The sequence below is a fragment of the Collimonas arenae genome, assembly GCF_000786695.1.
In the GTDB taxonomy this organism is placed as follows: domain Bacteria; phylum Pseudomonadota; class Gammaproteobacteria; order Burkholderiales; family Burkholderiaceae_D; genus Collimonas; species Collimonas arenae_A.
Map to the genome: position 1 here is coordinate 4867950 of NZ_CP009962.1, position 21856 is coordinate 4889805.

Sequence of the window (21856 nt, forward strand, 5' to 3'; positions counted from 1 at the left end):
TTACGCAGCGATGCCCAAAATGTCGCAGGCCGCGGCCAACTGCTGCTGCGCTTCTGCCAAGGTCGGGGCGATAAAAGTGATATGCCCCATTTTCCGTGCACGGCGGGCTTGCGCCTTCCCGTACAAATGCAGATGGGCCGCCGGCAAGGCCAGGATCCGGTCCCAGGCTGGTTCTCGCACCTGCTCGCTAGCGCCGTCAAACCAGATATCGCCGAGGATGTTTAACATCACGGCTGGCGAATGTTGACGCACATCGCCCAAGGGCATGCGCGCCATGGCGCGTACCTGCTGCGCAAACTGGCTGGTGACGCAAGCGTCCATAGTGTAGTGACCACTGTTATGCGGACGCGGGGCCATCTCGTTGACCACCAGCGAGCCATCCTGTAATACGAAAAATTCGATACACAGCACACCGACATAGGCCAACTGCTCGATGATAACCAACGCCGCATGCTGCGCGCGCTTGGCGGTTTCATCGCACACATTCGGGCCGGGCACAGTCGTGGTGAAAAGGATGCCGTCGCGATGGACATTTTCGGCGATCGGATACACCACTGCCTTGCCGTCGGCGCCGCGCGCCACCAGCACCGAAACTTCGTAAGCCAGCGGCAGCATCTTTTCCAGCACGCAAGCGACGCCGTTCATACCGGCAAACGCTGCGCGCACCTCGTCCAAGGTACGTACCCGCACCTGGCCCTTGCCATCATAGCCAAGCCGGACAGTCTTCAAAATGCCGGGCAGCAGATCAGCCGGAAGATTGTCAATGTCGGCTGCGGAAGCAATAAGCTGATGTGGTGCAGGCAGCACCGTTGATTCCTTGGCGCATGCGGTGAAAAAGCGCTTTTCCACCATACGATCCTGCGCTACCGAAACACAGGCTGCTGCCGGCGCGACAAAACTATTCTGCGCCAGCGTCGCCAGACTCTCTGCGGCAACGTTCTCAAACTCAGTGGTAACTGCCGCACATAAACTGGCCATCTCGTTCAAGGCAACTTCATCGCTGTAATCAGCCAGGAAATGGCGATCGGCGACGTGCCCGGTCGGACAATCCTGTTCCGGCTCCAGCACCGCCACTTTGTAGCCCATCGCTTGAGCTTCGTGCGTAAACATACGACCCAATTGACCACCACCCATTACGCCAAGCCAGGTTGCCGGCGTTGTGGCAGGAACGATCGGATCAATGGATTCATGCAGTTTGTGTTTCATACCGCTCATACAGGTGGCAATTTCATATCAAGGGCGATTTGCGTTTGCCTGACGCGGAACGCCAGCAGCTTGTCGGCCAATACCTGGTCGGTGGTAGCCAGCATGGCGATGGCCGACAGCGCCGCATTCGCGGCGCCGGCTTCGCCGATGGCGTAGGTGGCGACCGGAATGCCTTTGGGCATTTGCACAATAGACAACAAAGAGTCTTCGCCGCGCAAATATTTGGACGGCACCGGCACGCCAAGCACCGGTACGATCGTCTTGGCCGCAATCATGCCCGGCAAATGCGCCGCGCCGCCAGCGCCGGCGATGATGGCGCGCAAGCCGCGTTCGCGCGCGGTTTCTGCGTAGGCAAACATCTGGTCCGGCATGCGATGCGCCGAAATAACCTGCGCCTCATGAGCGACGCCAAACTCAGTCAGGATGGCGACAGCATGCTGCATCACATCCCAATCCGAGGAAGAGCCCATGACGATGCCGATCAGCGGTTTAGTGACAGGCTGGCTCACTGTATCCTTGGTCATCATCAATCCTTCAGCGTTTCGCCGGTCAGGCTGAACAGTGCTTCGCGATACTTGGCGCCGGTTTTTTCAATGACTTCTTCGGGCAAGGTCGGCGCCGGTGCTGTCTTGTTCCAGCTAGTGACGGTTTCCAGATAGTCGCGCACAAATTGTTTGTCAAAGGACGGCGGTGAAATCCCGACCTGATAGCTAGCCGCCGGCCAGAAGCGCGACGAATCGGCAGTCAGCACTTCATCCATCAGGTGCAGGACGCCATCCTTGTCGAGACCGAACTCAAATTTTGTATCGGCGATGATGATGCCGCGCGTCGCCGCATAGTCGGCAGCGGTCTTGTAGAGTTCAATACTGACGCTGCGGATTTTCTCAGCCAGTTCTTTGCCGATACGTGTTTCCATATCGGCGAAGCTGATGTTCTCGTCATGTTCGCCCATTTCGGCTTTCGCGGCCGGGGTAAAAATCGGCTCGGCCAGCTTGGCCGCTTGCTGCAAACCCGCCGGCAATGAGATGCCGCAAATCGCACCGGTCGCCTGATAGTCTTTCCAACCCGAGCCGATGATATAACCGCGCACGACTGCTTCTACCATGATCGGCTGCAGGCGTTTCGCTACCACCGCGCGACCACGCACTTGTTCAACTTCATCAGCCGACACTACCGACTCCGGCGCGATCCCGGTCAGATGGTTGGGAACAACCGCCGCCAGCTTGTCGAACCAGAAGTCAGACATGCGGTTCAAGACCTTACCTTTACCTGGAATAGGCTGGTTCATGATGACGTCGAAAGCCGACAGACGGTCGGAAGTGACGATCAGGATCTTGTCTTCACCGACGGCGTAGTTTTCGCGCACTTTGCCGCGGCCCAGCAATGGCAGAGAGGTAATGGTGGATTGATAGAGGCTTGTCATGGGCATATTCCAAAAGTCAGAAAACCAGGCAGAGAATGATGTAAGCACCATTCTGCGCCTGGCAAGTTATTGCGCCAAGCATGCTTGGCGTCAGTACAACATAGTGTTTACTGGACGATTTGCGCCAGCTCGCCCTTCTTGTACTTCTCAGCGATCTTTTCCAGCGACACCGGTTTGATCTTGGCAGCCTGCCCTTCACAGCCGAACGCCAGGAAACGCGCTTTCACCACAGCCTTGGCGGCTTCGCGCGCTGGCTTGAGGTAATCGCGTGGATCGAACTTGCTTGGATTTTCGATCAGGTAGCGGCGAATCGCGCCAGTCATTGCCAAACGGATATCGGTATCGATATTGATCTTGCGCACGCCGTGACGGATCCCTTCCTGGATTTCCTCGACCGGCACGCCATAGGTTTCTTTCATGTCGCCGCCGAATTCACGGATCTCTGCCAGCAATTCCTGCGGCACCGACGACGAACCGTGCATCACCAGATGAGTGTTTGGAATGCGAGTATGGATTTCCTTGATGCGTTCGATCGCCAGGATATCGCCGGTTGGCTTGCGCGAAAACTTGTAGGCGCCATGCGAAGTACCGATAGCAATCGCCAACGCATCGCATTGCGTCAGCTTGACAAAATCCGCAGCTTGCGCGACATCGGTCAGCAACTGTTCGCGGGTCATCTTGCCGTCCGCGCCGTGGCCGTCTTCCTTGTCGCCCATCATGGTTTCCAGCGAACCCAACACGCCCAGCTCCGCCTCGACGGTGACGCCGATAGCGTGTGAAAACTCGACTACCTTGCGCGATACTTCGACATTGTATTCATAGCTGGCGACAGACTTGCCGTCTTCCATCAGCGAACCATCCATCATCACAGAAGTGAAGCCGGACTTGATCGCGGCCATACACACTGCCGGCGATTGGCCGTGATCCTGGTGCATGACGACAGGAATGTGCGGGAACGCTTCCACCGCGGCTTCGATCAGGTGGCGCAAGAACGCTTCGCCAGCATATTTGCGGGCGCCGGCAGAAGCTTGCATGATCACCGGCGAGCCGACTTCATCGGCGGCCTGCATGATGGCAGTGACTTGTTCCAAATTGTTGACGTTGAATGCAGGCAGGCCGTAGCTGTTTTCAGCAGCATGGTCCAGTAATTGACGCATGGATACGAGAGGCATGGTTTACTCCGATAATAAAAACCTGTAGTGGAACAGAATGCAGGCCGGGCATACGTGCGCCACCCCGCTTCTGTCCCCACGAATTCAATACTCGCCGATCTTCATGATCTTGAGTGCGTTGGTGCCACCGATCTGTCCCATCGGTTCGCCCCAGGTCACCACCACCAGATCGCCCAGCTGCACCACGCCTTTGGACAGCAACAGGTTCTGGGCGGCTTTCAACACCGCTTCACGGTCGTTGGATTTGGCCAGCTCGAAAGTCTGCACGTTACGGTACAAGGCAGCTTTGCGTTGCGTTGCGATGCTCGGGGTAATGGCAAAAATAGGGATATCGATGTTGTGACGGCTCATCCACAACGCGGTGGAGCCGGACTCGGTCAGCGCGGCAATCGCCTTGACGCGCAAATGGTGCGCGGTAAACAAAGCGCCGTAGGCAATCGACTGGTCGACGCGGGTAAAGCGGACATTCAGGAAATCGGCGTCTAGCTTGCAGTCTTCCGATTTTTCGGCTTCCAGGCAAATCGCCGACATCGCTTCCACCGTCTCTACCGGATATTTGCCGGAAGCAGTTTCAGCCGATGTCATCACGGCATCGGTGCCATCCAGCACGGCATTGGCGACGTCGGATACCTCAGCGCGGGTCGGCACGGCGTTGACAATCATCGATTCCATCATCTGGGTCGCAGTGATCGCCAGCTTGTTGGAAACGCGCGCCATGCGGATCATGCGCTTTTGCAGCGCTGGCACAGCCGCATTACCGACTTCTACCGCGAGGTCGCCGCGGGCCACCATGATGCCGTCGGAAGCATCGAGAATTTCTTGCAATACCGGGATCGCTTCAGCACGTTCGATCTTGGCGATCATCATCGGCTTATGGTCATAAGCTTCGCCGGCCACATTCGCCAACTGGCGCGCCATTTCCATGTCGGTGGCGTTTTTCGGGAAAGACACTGCAACGTAATCCGCCTTGAAACTCATGGCGGTCTTGATGTCGTCCATGTCCTTGGCGGTCAGCGCCGGCGCCGACAAGCCGCCACCTTGGCGATTGATGCCCTTGTTGTTCGACAGTTCGCCACCGATCTTGACGATGGTGTGGATTTCATTGCCGATGATTCTTTCAACGATCAGGACGATCAAACCATCGTTCAGCAACAGCACATCGGCAGGCTTCAAGTCGCGCGGCAAGGCCTTGTAGTCGAGACCGACACGCTCCTGGCCGCCCATGCCGCAATCGGCGTCGAGAATGAATTTCTCGCCGTTCTTCAATTCGATCTTGCCCTGCTCGAACTTGCCGACACGGATTTTCGGTCCTTGCAGGTCAGCCATGATGGCGACCTGCTTGCCGCATGCCAGAGCAACTTCGCGCACCAGCTTGGCGCGGTCGATATGGTCTTGTGCCTTGCCATGCGAAAAATTCAGGCGCACCACGTCGACGCCGGCGACAAACATGCGCGCCAGTGTGTCTGCATCGCTCGATGCAGGTCCGATAGTAGCGACGATCTTGGTAGCTCTTTGCATGGAAAACCTTTCAGCACAAACATGAACAAACACCTGAACTGCCGGACGCAAGCGGCCGGTTGTCCGACTCGCGACCGGAAATCAGCCGGCGCGTTGCAACAGTATTTCAACCGCCGGCAAGGTTTTGCCTTCCAGGAATTCCAGGAAAGCGCCGCCGCCGGTGGAGATGTAGCCAATCTTGTCGGTAATCTTGTACTTGGCGATCGCCGCCAGCGTATCGCCGCCGCCGGCAATCGAAAACGCCTTCGAGTCTGCAATCGCCAGCGCCAGCGTCTTGGTGCCTTCGCCGAACTGATCGAACTCGAATACGCCGACCGGACCATTCCAGACGATAGTGCCAGCCTGGGCGATTTGCGCCGCCAGCGTCGCCGCCGTCTGCGGACCGATATCCAGAATCAGATCGTCGTCTTCGACATCGCTGACGTTCTTGATCTGCGCCGTTGCAGTTGGCGAGAATTCCTTGGCGCACACCACATCGACCGGAATCGGCACCGAAGCGCCGCGCTTGGCCATCATCTCTATAATCGCCTTGGCTTCGTCCACCAGATCCGGTTCCGCCAGGGACTTACCGATTTTCAGGCCGCTCGCCAGCAAGAACGTATTGGCGATACCGCCGCCGACGATCAGGTTGTCGACCTTGTCGGCCAGCGCCTTCAAGATCGTCAGCTTGCTCGACACCTTGGAACCGGCAACGATCGCCACCAGCGGCCGGGCCGGCTGGTTCAGGGCTTTGCCCAAGGCGTCCAGTTCGGCCGCCAGCAATGGTCCGGCGCAGGCAATCGGCGCGAACTTGGCGATGCCGTGGGTGGTCGCTTCCGCCCGGTGCGAAGTGCCAAAAGCATCGTTGACATAAATGTCGCAAAGCTTGGCGATCTTTTGCGCCAGCTCGTCGCTATTCTTTTTCTCGCCCTTGTTCACACGGCAGTTTTCCAGCAACACCACCTGGCCCGGCGCTACTTCCACGCCGTCGACCCAGTTCTGACGCAACTCAACCGGCTGGCCCAACAGCTCCGCCAGACGCTTGGCGATAGGCGCCAGCGAATCTTCCGGCTTGAACTCGCCTTCAGTCGGACGCCCCAGGTGCGAAGTCACCATCACGGCGGCGCCAGCATCCAGCGCCTGGCGAATCGCCGGCACCGATGCGCGCACGCGCGTGTCTTCAGTAATATTGCCCGCAGCATCTTGCGGCACATTGAGGTCGGCGCGGATAAAAACACGCTTGCCTTGCAGCTGGTGTTGCGCGATCAAGTCGCTTAGTCGATTGAATTTCATGTCGATCAGACAATACTAGTGAGGAAAAGCCGCTATTTTACTCCAGCCGCCACTGTCAAAACACCGTTTTCAGCAGGTGTAGCTGCTCAAAAGACATATGGTGCCAACCAATATTCTACAGAGTAGGCCCGCTTGAATCCGTTAAAATGTCGCTTTACGCTCTAAGAATAGACGAATAAAAGGCAAAATGTTTCTGTTGCATGATGATCAAGCGACATGAATTGACCAGCACAGCACACACAGCATAATTTGCATTTTTAGCAATTACTTATCGAACACAGCAAGACAGTAAGCGTACAACCCTGATTTTCTTTATTCGATTACCGGAGATTTGAACATGTCCATGGATGACCGCGACGGCAAAATTTGGAAAGACGGCAAATTAATCGACTGGCGCGACGCCAATATCCATGTCCTGACCCATTCGCTGCACTACGGCATGGCGGTTTTCGAGGGCGTACGCGCTTACAAAACCGATCAGGGTCCAGCAATTTTCCGCCTGAAAGAACATACCCAGCGCCTGCTGAACTCGGCCAAGATTTTCCAGATGCAGGTGCCTTACGACCTGCAAACCCTGATCGACGCGCAAATCGCCGTGGTCCGTGAAAACCAGCTGGAATCCTGCTACATGCGGCCGCTGATCTGGATCGGTTCGGAAAAACTCGGTATCGCCGCCAAGGGCAATACCATCCACGTCGCCATTGCAGCCTGGCCGTGGGGCGCCTACCTGGGCGAAGACGGGCTGGCCAAAGGCATTCGGGTCAAGACCTCCTCTTTCAGCCGCCACCACGTCAACGTTTCGCTGGTGCGCGCCAAAGCCAGCGGCTACTACATCAATTCGATCCTGGCCAACCAGGAAGCGCTGACCGACGGCTACGACGAAGCCTTGCTGCTCGATACCGACGGCTATGTATCCGAGGGTTCCGGCGAAAACGTGTTTATCGTCAAGAACGGCAAAATCTACACGCCTGACCTGGCCTCCTGCCTGGATGGCATCACCCGCGACGCCGTGCTGACCATGGCGCGCGACAGCGGCATCGAAGTCATCGAAAAACGCATCACCCGCGACGAGATGTATTGCGCCGACGAAGCCTTCTTCACCGGCACCGCCGCCGAAATCACGCCGATCCGCGAGCTCGACAACCGCGCCATCGGCGAAGGCAAGCGCGGACCGGTCACGGAAAAAATCCAGTCGATGTTTTTCGAAGTCGTGGCGGGAAAATCAGAAAAATATCAGCACTGGCTCACCGTCGTTGGAAAATAAGCCGGCATAAATAAGTCGACATACAAGTTAGCAAGTTACAGCACCCGTAAATTTGGAGAAGTAAATGAATACAGCAATGAATACCGCAACGAATACCGCAGCAGCCCAAGCCGTAGTTCAACTCGACGGCAAGGATTTGCCCGCGCATTGCCCTAACCCGCTGATGCCGACCTGGTCCTCGCATCCTCGCGTGTTCCTCAATCTCGACAGCCATGGCAGCGCAAAATGCCCTTACTGCGGCACCCAGTACCAGCTCAAACCGGGCGCTGTAGTCCACGGACACTGATTGAAAGGGAGCCTGGCTCCCTTTTTTGATGCTGGAAAAGTGTGTAGCTGCAGTCGATCAATGTGCTTGAGTACGGAGGCAATATGCCGCATGTCAAATTTATGCACGGTTCAGCCGAAGAAACCGAAACCGCCTTTTACGACGCCATGAGCCGGGCCGATATCGAAGCCATGATGGCCTTGTGGGCGGACGATGATGAGATCGTCTGCATCCATCCGAATGCGCCGCGGTTACATGGCCACGCAGCGATCCGGGCTGCCTTCGAAAGCCTGTTCGAACGCGGAGGCGTGCATATTCGTGCGCGGCAGCTGCATGTGACGCACAATATGTCGACCAGCATCCACAACCTGGTGGAAGAGCTGCATCAGGCCAGCGACTCCGATCGCGACATGCACATCCTGGCGACCAATATCTACATGAAGACGCCGCGCGGCTGGCGCATCGTGCTGCATCACGCCTCAGTCGCACCCGGAGCGGCGCCGGAAGAAACGGTGTCCAGCACTACCTTGCATTAAACGCGAGAAATCAAACACAAGATAGGTATACAGTAGTCGCATGAGTTCTTCCGCTTCCCCCTCTTCGCCCATTTCTGCCGGCGCCTATCCGGCGCCGCTATGGCTGCCCGGCGGCCATCTGCAAACCATTTACCCCGCCACCTGCATCAGCAAACCGGTGGTAGCGTACCGGCGCGAGCGTTGGGATACGCCGGATGGCGATTTCATCGATATCGATTTCGTCGACGGCCAACCCGGGCAACCACTGGTGGTGCTATTTCACGGCCTGGAAGGTTCATCCGACAGCCATTACAGCCGCGCGCTGATGGCGCAACTGGCGACGCTGGGCTGGTCCGGTGCGGTACCGCACTTCCGTGGCTGCTCAGGTGAAATCAACCAGGCGCCCCGTTTTTATCACTCCGGCGACGCCGAAGAAGTCGACTGGATACTGCGTCGGCTGGCAGCCAGCCGTGCACAAAAGCAATTCACCAAACTCTACGCCACCGGTGTCTCGCTGGGCGGCAATGCACTGCTGCGCTGGCTTGGCGAATCGCAAAATGAAGCCAAGATCGTCGACGCCGCATGCGCCATTTCTGCGCCGCTCGACCTGGCTGGCGGCGGCGAAGCCTTGTCGCACGGCTTCAACATGGTGTACACGCGCTCGTTCTTGCGCACCATGAAAAGCAAGTCGCTCGACAAACTGCAGCAATTCCCGCGTCTGTTCGACCGTGAAAAAATGCTGCGTTCGCGTGACCTCTACGAATTCGACAATATCGTCACGGCCCCCTTGCACGGCTTTCGCAACACCGAAGATTATTGGCACCGCGCCAGCGCCAAACTGGTGATGAACGACATTACGATACCGACGCTGGTGCTCAACGCCAAGAATGATCCTTTCCTGCCACCACGCCATCTGCCGCCCAAAGCCGCCTCCAGCGTCACTCTCGAATATCCGGAACAAGGCGGCCACGTAGGTTTCGCCGTCGGCGGTCCACCCGGCCGGCTGGACTGGCTGCCACAACGCATGCTGCAATTTTTACTGGATACCTGAGATGGACCAGATCGTCCTGCAGGCCATGCAGAAATGGCCGAACGTTCCGCATTGCCATGGCTGGCTGGGGCTCGACGCACGCGGCGCCTGGCGCATGCGCGATGAATCAGCGCAGCGGCAAAATCTGCCTGGCGACAAGATCATGCATACCGCGTTGGTGGGGTTCATCAATCGCAACTACAAGGCGGATGAACAAGGCTGCTGGTATTTCCAGAACGGACCGCAACGGGTCTATGTCGATCTGGCGCTGACGCCGTACATCGCCCATACCGATCCGCGGCAGGGTTATGTCTTGCAAACCGGTGAAGCGATGGGGACAATCGAAGCCGTGATGCTGACGGAAGACGGCCGGCTGCTGCTGATTTCAGCGACACAAGTCGCCGCGATTGACGACCGCGATCTGGCGGAATGTATTACTCAGTTGCGCATGGACGGATCAATCGTCAGCGACGAAGCTTTGCTGGAATGGCTGGCTACGCCCGACGATCAACGTATCCTGACCTGGCAGCATGCAGAGACAGCAATAGCGATAAGCAGAATTTCAACGGCGAATATTGCGCCTCATTTTGGTTTTGTGAGCAAACCCAGGCCAATCTAGCGATCTTTGGAAGCCTGTAATTCTTCCTTCCACCGCGCCTGCAACTCCCGCTCCCGCGCGTCAATCATGGACTGGTCATAAAACCCTGCATCCGGCGCGTTACGAGCAATCCGCAACTGGTCCAGCGCCGCCGGCACACTCCCCGTCAGCACATAAGACTCCGCCAGAGCCATGTGCTGCAACGCCCTCTTTCCCTGCGCCGAATACGCCTGGGCCAGCAAATCCTGCACATCCGCATCCTGTCGATACAGCTGCGCCTGTTCGCGCAAATATTTGGTCGCCTCATCCAAACGCTTGGATGCAATCAGCACCCGTGCATACTGATGCGCCAAGCCGCGCGATAAAGGATATTGCAGCTGCGCTTGTTCCACCAACTTCAAAGCCTCCGCCTCGCGCTTGGTCGCCAGCATGATTTCTATCCCCAGATCGGTCAGGACCAGGTTCTTTCTGGCTGGCGCGGCTGCAGCCATAGCCTCTTCCAGCAACGCTTCCGCCTTGCCGTAATCCTCCTGCTTGAAGGCAAGGAAAGCCATACCGTATTTAGCCGCGACGATTTGCTGCTTGGTATTTTGCTTCAGCTGCGTCTCGAAGAAAAATTGCGCCTCGCGCCGGCCCAGTTCGGTATCGTCCTGCAGCACCCGCACTCGCGCCCGGATCAACTGGAAATCCAGGCTGTCTGCATGCTGCCGATAACGTTGCTCGCGAATGCGCGCTTCGATATCTGCGATGCGTTCGGTGGTGAGCGGATGTGTCAGCAGATACGGCGGAACCGCATCCGAATAATTACGCGAAGCGGTTTGCAAGCGACCAAAGAACACTACCATACCGCTGGTATCGAAACCGCCCGCATCGAGGATAGAAAGCCCGATGCGATCCGCCTCACGCTCGGCGTCGCGGCTGAAATTCAACTGCCGCTGCATCGCCAGGCCCGTGCCACCCATCATCACCGCCGCGCCAGCATCCGGGCTGCCACGCATTGTCAACAGGCCCAGCAACATTGACGCCAGCGCGATCATCGAATCCTGCTTCTGGCTGCCCACCATGCGTGCAATATGGCGCTGCGCCACATGGCCGATTTCATGCGCCAGCACCGAAGCCAGCTCAGACTCGCTTTGCGCCGCCAGCAACAAACCCGAATGCACCCCGATGAAGCCCCCCGGCAAGGCAAACGCATTCAAGACCGGATCGCGCACCGCAAAGAAAAAGAAATCAAAACCCGCCTCGCCACGCACGTCCGGCCGAGCGTTGACCAGCGTCCAGCCGAAATTGTTCAGGTATTCCAGCAGCGGCGCATCGGTCATGTAATCGGGATCGCGCCGGATATCGTGCATGACTTCCTCGCCAAGCTTGCGCTCCATCAGCGGCGATAGCGTTTCGCGTGAGGTGTCGCCTAAAGTCGGCAGGTTTTGCGCAGCCGCTGCCGGTGCGTACGGCAATGTAAAACAGGCGCCGACTAGCGCGATAAACAGTATTCGCAGTGGAAATCGCGTTAGTCGAGTCATCAAGTGCTGGCTGGAGTCAAAATCACGATGCTCTGATACTAACAGAGGATAATTGTTCCACATCCGGCAAGTAGCAGCGCTTTAGAAATAACCACCAAGCCAGACCCGCGGACGGTACGCCGGATCCGCATAAATGTCCTTTTGTAGATTTTTTTCTTCGTAGAAAGGCAAGTTACCGATTTCCGGCCACAAGCCATTGCAGATAAAATAAATCAGCATTACGACGCCGATCAGCCCTCCGATTCGCACAAGCGGAGACAAACGCATTGCAGTCACCACTTTTACTGGCGTCATCGCAGCGGTCCACCCCCAGGCACAACCAACGTACAAGACAATCCACAATTGGCTGGTCGGCATGACAATCAACCCCGACACCAAGCCATCGACCAGAATCGCCACAGCGGTAGTCAGCAGTGCAGCAAGCGTTAAATGGCTTTTGCTGTCTATAGGTTCCAGGTGCTTACGCACCGCCAGCAACTTCTTAAATCCAAGCGCAATGGCTGTTATCAGGCAAAGCAAAGCTGGGACACCCCATTCAGAAGCAATCTGCAGCACCCAGTTATGGGGGTGTGCGCCAATCTGCGCGTCGCGACTGTAATGCGCAAAGTGCAAGGGTCCAGCCCCCAGCCAAGGATAGGCTAGCGTCATCTCCCATGCGCGTACCCATAACCTCCAACGACTGGAACTGGGATTTTCAATGGTGCGGTCGAGCACCGAAAATAAAAAACCGAACGGTTGCAAGCCCAGCGAAAGTGGCACAAGCACGTAGAACAAGAAATATAAACCCAAGCCAGTCATCGCCGTCCACAGTATCTGCCTGCACCATGGAAAGGCCGCTTTTCTGAGATAAAACAAAGTCACGCAAATACCGGCAAGTACGCCAATAAAAGTTCCACGGCTGGCAGATAAAAAAAGAAGTGTCCACCATATCGAGGCAACGCCCCAGGCAAACATTTTTTTCCCTCCACCATCAACGCGACTACTCCATAGGCACAGAAGTGGCAAAGTAATCGTTTGAACGTGGTTAAAAAAGCGGTAATTATTAAATCCGAAGATTAGCCCTCCATTCGACGGCTGTCGGCCTGTCGCTATGATGGCTATGTATATGACGATTTCGACGAAAATATAGAAGGTGCATCCTATGCCGCACAATCGCAATATCTGATCAAAAAGGGCATCACTCTCGCGAGCCACCTCGCGCGCGATTATGTAGGACATCCCGAATAACGACAGGGAATTTGCCCATTCAAAAAGAGCGTGTCGCATTGAATAGGCAAACAGACTGGAAACCAAGCCGAGTGCAAAAAAAATGACGAGCAAGCAGATCAAGCGAATATTGCCGGACCAGTTGACCGATATATTTCTCGCCAGGTAGAGCGCAAAGACAATAATCGCTGCTGTCGAACAGAAAATTTCGATAATGCGCTGATTGTCATGAAAACCGGCGCCAGGAACTAATGGGAAGAACAACAACGGGCTGAACAATACCGCGAATACAACCAGATATGCAACAGAAAAAGTGGGAAGAGACCGGCGATACCTCAGGGCATCCATTTTTTCCTAACCAATTACGTTACTCACATGGTGCTTTTTTTAGGCGAAAAACTGCGAGCCGGCTTCATGCGCCGGCAACCAACCCGAATGAATACTGATAAAACCGACCTCGCCACGTACTTCCGACCGCGCGGCCACCAGCGTCAAAAAGTGCAATGCTATGATACTAACAGAGGATAATTGCCCCATATCCATATTCAGCAAGTGACGCCGAACAAAAGCAAATCAAAAGCTAGTCTGACTACATTATTTTCAGAAAATATCACCATGACCAACAAAACCCCAGCATCCACCAACCTGACTCATTTCGACGCATCCGGCCAGGCCCACATGGTCGATGTGGGTAGCAAAAATGACACGCACCGCATCGCAGTCGCCAGCGGCTGTATCCGTATGAAAGCTGAAACGCTGGCCTTGATACAGTCTGGCACGGCAAAGAAAGGCGACGTGCTTGGAATCGCACGTATTGCCGCCATCATGGCGACCAAGCGCACCAGCGATCTGATTCCTTTGTGCCATCCTTTGGCGCTGACGCGGGTTACTGTCGATTTCAGTATTGATGAAGGCAATTCCAGCATCACCTGCAACGCACAGGCGGAAACCGTGGGCAAGACCGGAGTTGAGATGGAAGCACTAACCGCGGTCCAGATCGGCTTGCTTACGATTTACGATATGTGCAAGGCGGTGGATCGGGGAATGGTGATTACCGATGTGAGGGTGATGGAAAAACATGGCGGCAAGTCGGGGGACTGGACTGCTGAATAACGGTGACACAAAATACCGCTCAGTAATTAACTGAGCGGTATTACCACAAATCAAGTATTTTAAAAACTCAATTCTGTGGTTTTTCTACGGTGTGAGTAGGAGATCACACTTCCCTACCCAGTCAATTCACATTAGCATTTAAGGCCACGCTTACCTGCGTCACAGGCAGTTCCTGTCATATTCCAGGTCAGGTTGCTGCCGCTTGTACCAACGAGTGGTGTTAAAACGAGGGCATCCGCTGTTCCACTAGCATCGGTTGCCTCCAATGTTGCAGTAATTACACCATCCGTGATTGAAGCAATAGCCGTGACATATTTTGGAAGAGGATCAGCAGCGGTACCGGCTGGAATAGCTGGGATACCATTTGCGCCAGCACTACAACCAACGAGCGTTCCAGTTTCTTGTGAACACATTCCAACTGCTGTTTTAAAACTATCCAATCCTGTCAGGCCACCAGCAGCTTTGGCGCGTTGGGTGTAATTTTGATATTGCGGAATAGCAACAGCAGCCAAAATTCCGATAATCGCAACAACGATCATCAATTCGATCAGGGTAAAACCGCGCTGTGCGCGCTTAATCATTTTCATCGATTTCATTTGTTTCTCCAGTTAATAAAAGGGGGCTTCACTGCACAGGACATACAGCAATGTCTGTGCCAGTTGAAAATCGCGTTTTTTAAAGTCTGACATCTAGAAAAGTGAGGAAATTTGGCAGATTTCTTGTTACCCGATGACAAATTTTGTCATAAAGAAACTACATTGCCTCACGATATATCGCGAATCTGGCATACCGTCCAAGGTCATCTTGCCAAATGCTAGCAAGTATTACCGCCTATCGCGGTAACTGGAATTGGCTACAGACTTAAAATCCAGATTGAGTCCATGTAACAGGGACAAGCCTCATGAAATAGTTGAATAATGCGAAATTTTGTACACTACTGAACAATGCGAGCGCGGGGAAAGAAGTTCAGCACAAACGGCCAACAAACGCTTAAGCCGATTTCCAGGAAAAACGCATGAGCGTCCCTGCGATGTCTATTACATCATCATCCTTCAGAGCTCGTGCTCCTGCACTCAACGGCGTATCGTTGACCCGCGTATAGGTTTGCCCTTCGACATGTGTCAATTCGTAGCCATGTGGCCGGCGTGTGACGATCGCCACTTGAATCCCAGGGCGCCCAATAGTAGTCAGCACCTTGGTCAGCAACATTTCCTTACCCGCACTAGGCCCGTCCAGCACAGTAATCGTGGCATCCGGACGCGGCACCGGGAACATCTTCGGCCGGTTATCCTTGATTTCCTCATCTGTATCGACCTGGTACAGCAATTTGTACCTGGCCATCTGGATAACATCGTTGTGCTGCAAGAAATGTTTGGTGACCGGATGGCCGTTGACCTGGGTGCCGTTGGTGCTGTTGAGGTCTTCCAGAAACGAGTCGTTATAGATAGTAATGATGACAGCGTGCTCGCCGCTGATGGCAAGATTGTCAATGACCAGGTCATTGTGGGCGCGGCGACCGATGGTGGTGCGCTCTTTGGTGAGCGTCATCTCTTGTATTACGGTGCCGCCTTTGGTCAGGATGATCTTCGCCATTCCTATCTCTCTCGGGTAACGCTATCTGTCAGTTATTAAAACAATACCGCACATCGGCTCACGGCTATTGGTGTTGGCGTTGGTCAAACATTGCAAGCATCGGATTTAACAAGATTTAACAAACCCCTAGTTTAATGTTGTTTTAGGGAAATCGTACTCAAAATTCGGGATTTATGTTGCGGGCTTGGCTGTCGCTTCGCCTGTAGCCAGCTGCTGGCAATCTAGCAACCGGGTCTATTCGTTTTCCGCCACCCTGATCAGGATCACCGATACATTATCCTGTCCGCCCGACTGGTTGGCAGCATTGATAAGCATGGTGCATGCCATCTTGAGATCGCCCTGTGCGTCGCTGATGATGTTGCTGATATCGCCGTCGCCAATGCGGTCCGACAAGCCGTCTGAACACAACAGATAAAGATCGCCAGCCTGGACGTCATGCTGATGGACTTCCACTACCAGCTGATAGTCGATACCGACTGCGCGCGTGACGATATTGCGGTTGAGAGCAAATTGCGCATCCTCGGCGCGGATCAGGCCGGCATCAATCTGTTCTTGCAGTAAGGAGTGATCTCGCGTCAGCTGTTCCAGCAAGCCGTCGCGGATACGGTAGGCGCGGGAGTCGCCGACGTGGGCGATGCTGACACTGCCTTCCGGCTGGAACCATGCCACCACCAGGGTGGTGCCCATGCCGCGGTATTCCGGCTCGCGACGGGCGGCGTTGATGATAGTGCTGTTGGCTTGACGCACGGCTTGCATCAGCCACAGACGGGTCGGCATTTCGTCTTCCGGCTTTTGCAGACGGCGGTATTCCTGCAACTGGCTTTCGATTTCTTCCTGGATGGCGACGGTGGCGATGCTGCTGGCGACTTCACCGGCGTTGTAACCGCCCATGCCGTCGGCCAAAATCGCCAACTGCAAGGCAGCATCGACGACGACGGTGTCTTCGTTTTGTACTCGCACCATGCCAATATCCGTTTTGGCGGCAAACTCAAGCGGCATATGTCGGGACATTCAGAGTTTCGGTGAGAAAAATAGGACAAATTAGGCGATTGCCGGATTACAAGCATTTTCCTTGGTTCTGCTAGGCACGGCAAGACAAATTGCTGTCTCTGCAATGGCCTGCCATCAGGATGCCACAGCTGCGAAAAAGATGTGATTGAGTATAAATAAAAAAGGGAGCCATGGCTCCCTTGCTTCAGTCTGCACTCCGTTGCCCGTTAAGTGGGGTCAGAGTAATTTTCGCAAAGATCGCGAAAAAAAATTCTGACCCCACTTAACTGCGCCGGATGCCGATTTGACGAAAATTACAGCATTGCTTTCAACAGACGCGCCATTTCCGATGGATTCTTGGTGGTGGTGATGCCGCATGCTTCCATGATGTCCAGCTTGGCTTGCGCAGTGTCGGCGCCACCGGAAATCAACGCACCGGCGTGGCCCATGCGCTTGCCTGGAGGAGCTGTAACGCCAGCGATGAAGCTGACCACCGGCTTCTTCATGTTGTCCTTGATCCAGTAAGCAGCATTGGCTTCGTCCGGACCGCCGATTTCGCCGATCATGATGACTGCATCGGTGTCAGGATCATCGTTGAACATCTTCATGATGTCGATGTGCTTTAAGCCGTTGATCGGATCGCCGCCGATACCGACTGCAGACGACTGGCCCAGGCCCAGTGCGGTCAACTGACCGACTGCTTCATAAGTCAGGGTACCGGAGCGGGATACCACGCCGATACGGCCTTTCTTGTGGATATGGCCCGGCATGATGCCGATCTTGATTTCGTCTGGTGTGATCAGACCTGGGCAGTTAGGGCCTAGCAGCAAAGTCTTGCTGCCGGCTTTTGCCATGCGGTCTTTCAACGCCAGCATGTCGCGTACTGGAATGCCTTCGGTGATGCAGATGGCCAGGTCGAGTTCGGCTTCGACGGCTTCCCAGATTGCTGCTGCTGCGCCTGCTGGCGGAACATAGATTACCGAGACGTTGGCGCCGGTGGCGGCCTTGGCTTCGGAAACGTTAGCGAAAATCGGAATGCCTTCGAAATCCTCACCGGCTTTTTTCGGATTCACGCCGGCGACAAAAGCGTTCTTGCCGTTTGCGTAATCGCGGCAGCCGCGGGTGTGGAATTGGCCGGTCTTGCCGGTGATGCCTTGGGTGACGACTTTAGTGTCTTTGTTGATCAGGATCGACATAGTTGTTCCTTGTTATTTATTACTTACCGTTGGCAGCAGCAACAACCTTCTGCGCCGCCTCTTCCATGCTGTCCGCCGAGATGATCGGCAGGCCGGATTCGGCCAGCAATTTCTTGCCGATTTCTTCGTTGGTGCCCTTCATGCGGACGACCAGCGGAACTGTCAGGGAAACGGCCTTGGATGCAGCGATCACGCCTTCGGCGATAACGTCGCAGCGCATGATGCCGCCGAAAATGTTGACTAGGATAGCTTTCAGGCCTGGGTTCTTCAGCATGATCTTGAATGCTTCAGTCACTTTCTCAGTCGTGGCGCCGCCGCCGACGTCGAGGAAGTTGGCAGGCTCGCCGCCGAACAGCTTGATGGTGTCCATGGTCGCCATGGCCAGACCGGCGCCGTTCACCAGGCAACCGATGTTACCGTCGAGCGAGATGTAGGCCAGGTCGAACTTGGAAGCTTCGATTTCAGCGGCATCCTCTTCGTCCAGATCGCGATAAGCAACGATTTCCGGATGACGGTACAGCGCGTTAGGATCGAAATTGAACTTGGCGTCCAGTGCGATGACCTTGCCGGAACCGGTGACGATCAACGGGTTGATTTCGGCCAGCGAGCAATCGGTATCCCAATATGCCTTGTACAGACCTTGCAATTGGGTACGTGCGTCAGCGATGGAACCTGCGGGTACGCCGATCAGGGTCGAAATGCTGTCTGCATCAGCGTCGGTCAGGCCGGTAGCCGGATCGATGATGACTTGATGAATTTTTTCAGGATGGCTGGCAGCAACTTCTTCGATGTCCATGCCACCTTCGCTGGATGCCATCAGCACCACGCGCTGGCTGACGCGGTCGGTAACCATACTGACGTACAGTTCTTGCTTGATGTCGGCGCCTTCTTCGATCAGCAGGCGACGAACCTTCTGGCCTTCAGGTCCGGTCTGATGTGTAACCAGCTGCATGCCCAGGATCTGGTTGGCGTATTCACGCACTTGTTCCAGCGACTTGGCAACCTTCACGCCGCCGCCCTTGCCGCGACCACCAGCGTGAATCTGGGCTTTGACGACCCAGACCGAACCGCCAAGCGTTTCGGCTGCCTTGACCGCGTCATCGACGCTCAGGCACGGGATGCCACGCGGTGTTGTTACTCCAAACTGGCGGAGAATTTCTTTACCCTGATACTCATGGATTTTCATGCGAGCTTCCCTTCTGACACTTAATTAAATGAAATTGCTTGGTTGGATACTAACGAAAGAAAATAAGTGCGTTTAATGACGGCTAATGAGTTTGTTTGCCTACGTCTACAGGTGGGCTGCATGCCCACTTCGGATAATATTTGGCGACGACTGCGCCTTCACTGCGTAATGCGTGGCATCGATCGAGCTGGGCCGGCTTTTTTTGCTCCGCCACGGGATCTGCGTTGCGGTCGATCTCGCCGCCGAAAGCCTGCAAGGCGGCGGTGGGCAGAATTTGCGCCAATTCGGTCAAATGCGTACATCCCAGAGCGCCGCCGATGCGCTCCTTAATCGTATAACGGAAGCCCTTGACCAGACTCAGGCCGATCAAGGCTTTATACGCGGGGTTGATCGTATTGCAATACCCCTGATACGGCACCGCTTCCGAATTAGCTTCGACTTCCACTATAGTAAATTGACGGTCAAGCGTCAGTCTTAACCACAGGCTGTGCAAAGGCTGGCCTGCGAATAAATTACCTGCAGGCAAAGAAAGATCGAAAGGTTTGGTATCGGTGAGATGCGCATCCACTTCCCACAAGCCGTCATCGCGCACAAAAGCTTCGATGTGAATCGCGCGGGTATACTTTAACGCTCGGCGGGAAATAGGTGGTGTCAGAGACATAATGGTGGACTGATTTGCGTGTCGCTACCACAGTTTCTATGGTAACTGCCGCTCCTGCGGTTTGCAAAAAACCCCAAAAGTGTAGCACAGCTTGGCGGGCTTAGCGATGTTGATGGACAGTTGCGAAATAACCATCGTCGGTGTTGGACATATAAATCAATACGCGAAGCAAGACGGGGAACGATGGCTTACAGAATAGACAACATGCCATTTTTGTCGCATTTCATACAGATGCAAGAACATTAGAAGCATTGCTCCAGCATCAGCTATCTTCAGTATCTTCGTCGCCGCCTTTCACCGCTGCTTGTATCGCCCGATGAGAAAACCCGCGTTGCAGCAGGAAGCGCATCTGTTTGACGCGCTCTTCAGCATTTGCCGGGACTTGATTGAATTTTTTGCGCCAGACCTCACGGGCGCGCGCCACTTCGCCACTGGCCAGATCGGCTTTGATGTCTGTCAGAGACTCAGCATCAATGCCGTGGCTTTGCAATTCGGAAAGAATGCGGCTGTTGCCGTAACGGTGTGCGCGCCGGTGAATCAGGGATTCGGAGAAACGTGTTTGCGACAATAGCTTGGCGGCTTCCAGCGTGTCGAGCAAGGCTTCGATGTCATCGCCTTCTTGCGCATAGCGCGACAGTTTGCGCGCCAGTTCCATGCGGCTGTGTTCACGTGCCGACAGATAGCGCAACGCCCTGCCCTTAAGGCTGATTTGCAGTTTGGCCATCTTCGCTTTCTGAGTAATGCTTGTTAAGTACAGCTTGTTAAAACTGCGTATTAAATATTACTTATTATAAGCATCGCTACAAACAACAACGCCTTCCAAAAATCCGTCGTGCGGAGTTTATGAAAGGCGTTTTCTTTGACCAGGACAACCCGGCTATTTGCTCAATTTGCTTAAACCGGCACTGAATCCACCGGATAAAGCTTAGACAGGTTCTTCAGCCTTGGTTGCAGCTGCAGCGGCTTTGCTGGCAGCCTTGGCTGCGGCTTTTTCACTCTTGTCGCCTGCATCCGATTTGATCACACCCAACTCAGGCACACCCAGCGAAGCGCGCACCTTGTTTTCAATTTCGCGCGCCAGTTCCGGACGTTCTTTCAGGTAGGTACGGGCATTGTCCTTGCCTTGGCCGATGCGTTCGCCGTTGTAGCTGTACCAGGCGCCCGACTTTTCAACAATCTTGGCATCGGAACCGAGATCGAGGATTTCACCTTCGCGGGATGTGCCTTCGCCATACAGGATGTCGAAGTGCGCTTCCTTGAATGGCGGCGCGATCTTGTTTTTGACGACTTTGACTTTGGTTTCGTTCCCGATGACTTCGTCGCCGGACTTGATCGAACCGGTACGACGAATATCCAGGCGCACCGAAGCGTAGAACTTGAGGGCATTACCGCCGGTGGTGGTTTCCGGATTGCCGAACATGACGCCGATCTTCATGCGGATCTGATTGATGAAAATCACCAGCGTATTGGTGCGGTTGATGCTGCCGGTCAGCTTGCGCAACGCTTGCGACATCAGACGTGCTTGCAGGCCTGGCAGGGAATCACCCATGTCGCCTTCGATTTCAGCGCGCGGCGTCAACGCCGCCACCGAGTCGACCACAATCAGGTCGACGCCGCCGGAGCGCACCAGCGCATCGGTGATTTCCAACGCCTGTTCGCCGGTATCCGGTTGCGAGATCAGCAGTTCGGACAGGTTGATGCCGAGTTTCTGCGCATAGCCTACGTCCAATGCGTGTTCCGCATCGATAAACGCGCAGGTTCCGCCCAGTTTTTGCATTTCGGCGATGGTTTGCAGGGTCAGCGTGGTTTTGCCTGACGATTCCGGGCCGTAGATTTCCACGACGCGGCCACGCGGCAAGCCGCCGACGCCGAGCGCGATATCCAGGCCGAGCGAACCGGTCGAGACGACTTGCACCTCTTCGACCACGGCGCCGTCTTCCATCCGCATGACAGAACCTTTGCCGAACTGCTTTTCGATCTGCGCCAAGGCCGCGGCTAGGGCCTTGCTTTTATCCGGGTTGGCTGCGGATTTTTTATCGTCCATGGTTATTCTTTCGACAAAAGAGGTGAGATATCTGTAACTTCAGGTAGCACTGTATAAAAAAACAGTGATTTATGCAAGCAC

The 21856-nt window shown here is 55.1% G+C and carries 21 protein-coding genes and 1 pseudogene; 6 read left to right on the top strand and 16 right to left on the bottom strand.

The window, feature by feature from the left end; genetic code table 11:
- The 6 genes from LT85_RS21440 to LT85_RS21465 all read right to left on the bottom strand — a co-directional run bounded on the left by LT85_RS21440 (position 1) and on the right by LT85_RS21465 (position 6591).
- Positions 1–1206, bottom strand: coding sequence for a 5-(carboxyamino)imidazole ribonucleotide synthase (locus tag LT85_RS21440; RefSeq protein ID WP_038497128.1), 1206 nt, complete (start codon positions 1204–1206; stop codon positions 1–3).
- A 5-nt stretch (positions 1207–1211) separates the two neighbouring features.
- Positions 1212–1730: a 5-(carboxyamino)imidazole ribonucleotide mutase gene (gene purE, locus LT85_RS21445; RefSeq protein ID WP_038497131.1), complete on the bottom strand. Its 519-nt coding sequence runs from the start codon at positions 1728–1730 to the stop codon at positions 1212–1214.
- Between the two features lie 2 nt (positions 1731–1732).
- Positions 1733–2629, bottom strand: coding sequence for a phosphoribosylaminoimidazolesuccinocarboxamide synthase (locus LT85_RS21450; protein ID WP_038493017.1), 897 nt, complete (start codon positions 2627–2629; stop codon positions 1733–1735).
- Positions 2630–2736: 107 nt separating this feature from the next.
- Positions 2737–3801, bottom strand: coding sequence for a class II fructose-bisphosphate aldolase (gene fba / locus LT85_RS21455; protein ID WP_038493018.1), 1065 nt, complete (start codon positions 3799–3801; stop codon positions 2737–2739).
- A gap of 84 nt (positions 3802–3885) precedes the next feature.
- Entirely contained in the window at positions 3886–5319 is a 1434-nt protein-coding gene (gene pyk, locus LT85_RS21460; protein ID WP_038493020.1) for a pyruvate kinase, read from the bottom strand.
- An 81-nt stretch (positions 5320–5400) separates the two neighbouring features.
- Positions 5401–6591, bottom strand: a complete 1191-nt coding sequence (locus LT85_RS21465; protein WP_038493022.1) for a phosphoglycerate kinase — start codon at positions 6589–6591, stop codon at positions 5401–5403.
- Positions 6592–6928: 337 nt separating this feature from the next.
- Here LT85_RS21465 and LT85_RS21470 point away from each other — a divergent pair, with 337 nt between their 5' ends.
- From LT85_RS21470 to LT85_RS21490, 5 genes are all read left to right on the top strand, one after another.
- A complete protein-coding gene (locus tag LT85_RS21470) occupies positions 6929–7855 on the top strand; it encodes a branched-chain amino acid transaminase (RefSeq protein ID WP_038493024.1) in 927 nt (308 codons plus the stop codon).
- A gap of 64 nt (positions 7856–7919) precedes the next feature.
- Positions 7920–8141 carry a zinc-finger domain-containing protein gene (locus tag LT85_RS21475; protein ID WP_253273597.1) on the top strand — a complete coding sequence of 74 codons (222 nt, stop codon included), beginning with the start codon at positions 7920–7922 and terminating at the stop codon, positions 8139–8141.
- Positions 8142–8224: 83 nt separating this feature from the next.
- Positions 8225–8656 (top strand): YybH family protein, encoded by a 432-nt coding sequence (locus LT85_RS21480; protein WP_038493026.1) that lies wholly within the window; start codon positions 8225–8227, stop codon positions 8654–8656.
- A 40-nt stretch (positions 8657–8696) separates the two neighbouring features.
- Complete coding sequence (locus LT85_RS21485; protein WP_052135387.1) at positions 8697–9686, top strand: YheT family hydrolase; 990 nt, start codon at positions 8697–8699, stop codon at positions 9684–9686.
- Between the two features lies 1 nt (position 9687).
- Positions 9688–10284, top strand: coding sequence for a DUF2946 family protein (locus tag LT85_RS21490; protein WP_038493028.1), 597 nt, complete (start codon positions 9688–9690; stop codon positions 10282–10284).
- On the opposite strand, the gene LT85_RS21495 is transcribed toward LT85_RS21490, so the two are convergent.
- Positions 10281–11786, bottom strand: a complete 1506-nt coding sequence (locus LT85_RS21495; protein ID WP_038493030.1) for a M48 family metalloprotease — start codon at positions 11784–11786, stop codon at positions 10281–10283. The two genes, LT85_RS21490 and LT85_RS21495, sit on opposite strands and share 4 nt — an antisense overlap.
- Positions 11787–11867: 81 nt before the next feature.
- The gene (locus LT85_RS21500; protein WP_038493032.1) at positions 11868–13340 is read right to left on the bottom strand and encodes an O-antigen ligase family protein; all 1473 of its coding nucleotides are present in this window, start codon (positions 13338–13340) and stop codon (positions 11868–11870) included.
- Between the two features lie 267 nt (positions 13341–13607).
- Here LT85_RS21500 and moaC point away from each other — a divergent pair, with 267 nt between their 5' ends.
- A complete protein-coding gene (gene moaC / locus LT85_RS21505; RefSeq protein ID WP_038493034.1) occupies positions 13608–14105 on the top strand; it encodes a cyclic pyranopterin monophosphate synthase MoaC in 498 nt (165 codons plus the stop codon).
- Positions 14106–14236: 131 nt separating this feature from the next.
- Here moaC and LT85_RS27425 read toward each other — a convergent pair whose 3' ends face one another.
- The 8 genes and pseudogenes from LT85_RS27425 to recA all read right to left on the bottom strand — a co-directional run bounded on the left by LT85_RS27425 (position 14237) and on the right by recA (position 21775).
- Positions 14237–14701, bottom strand: a complete 465-nt coding sequence (locus LT85_RS27425) for a pilin (protein WP_052135388.1) — start codon at positions 14699–14701, stop codon at positions 14237–14239.
- 394 nt (positions 14702–15095) lie between these two features.
- Positions 15096–15698: an FHA domain-containing protein gene (locus tag LT85_RS21515; RefSeq protein ID WP_038493036.1), complete on the bottom strand. Its 603-nt coding sequence runs from the start codon at positions 15696–15698 to the stop codon at positions 15096–15098.
- A 234-nt stretch (positions 15699–15932) separates the two neighbouring features.
- Complete coding sequence (locus LT85_RS21520) at positions 15933–16709, bottom strand: Stp1/IreP family PP2C-type Ser/Thr phosphatase (RefSeq protein WP_038493039.1); 777 nt, start codon at positions 16707–16709, stop codon at positions 15933–15935.
- A gap of 293 nt (positions 16710–17002) precedes the next feature.
- Positions 17003–17884, bottom strand: coding sequence for a succinate--CoA ligase subunit alpha (sucD, locus tag LT85_RS21525; RefSeq protein ID WP_038493041.1), 882 nt, complete (start codon positions 17882–17884; stop codon positions 17003–17005).
- Positions 17885–17903: 19 nt separating this feature from the next.
- Positions 17904–19076 (bottom strand): annotated as a pseudogene (gene sucC, locus LT85_RS21530) (ADP-forming succinate--CoA ligase subunit beta); the annotation flags it as partial.
- 76 nt (positions 19077–19152) lie between these two features.
- Positions 19153–19731 (bottom strand): DUF2889 domain-containing protein, encoded by a 579-nt coding sequence (locus LT85_RS21535; RefSeq protein ID WP_052135389.1) that lies wholly within the window; start codon positions 19729–19731, stop codon positions 19153–19155.
- Positions 19732–19993: 262 nt separating this feature from the next.
- Positions 19994–20455 (bottom strand): recombination regulator RecX, encoded by a 462-nt coding sequence (gene recX / locus LT85_RS21540; RefSeq protein ID WP_038493045.1) that lies wholly within the window; start codon positions 20453–20455, stop codon positions 19994–19996.
- Between the two features lie 201 nt (positions 20456–20656).
- Positions 20657–21775, bottom strand: a complete 1119-nt coding sequence (gene recA / locus LT85_RS21545) for a recombinase RecA (RefSeq protein WP_038493047.1) — start codon at positions 21773–21775, stop codon at positions 20657–20659.
- Positions 21776–21856 lie beyond the last annotated feature (81 nt).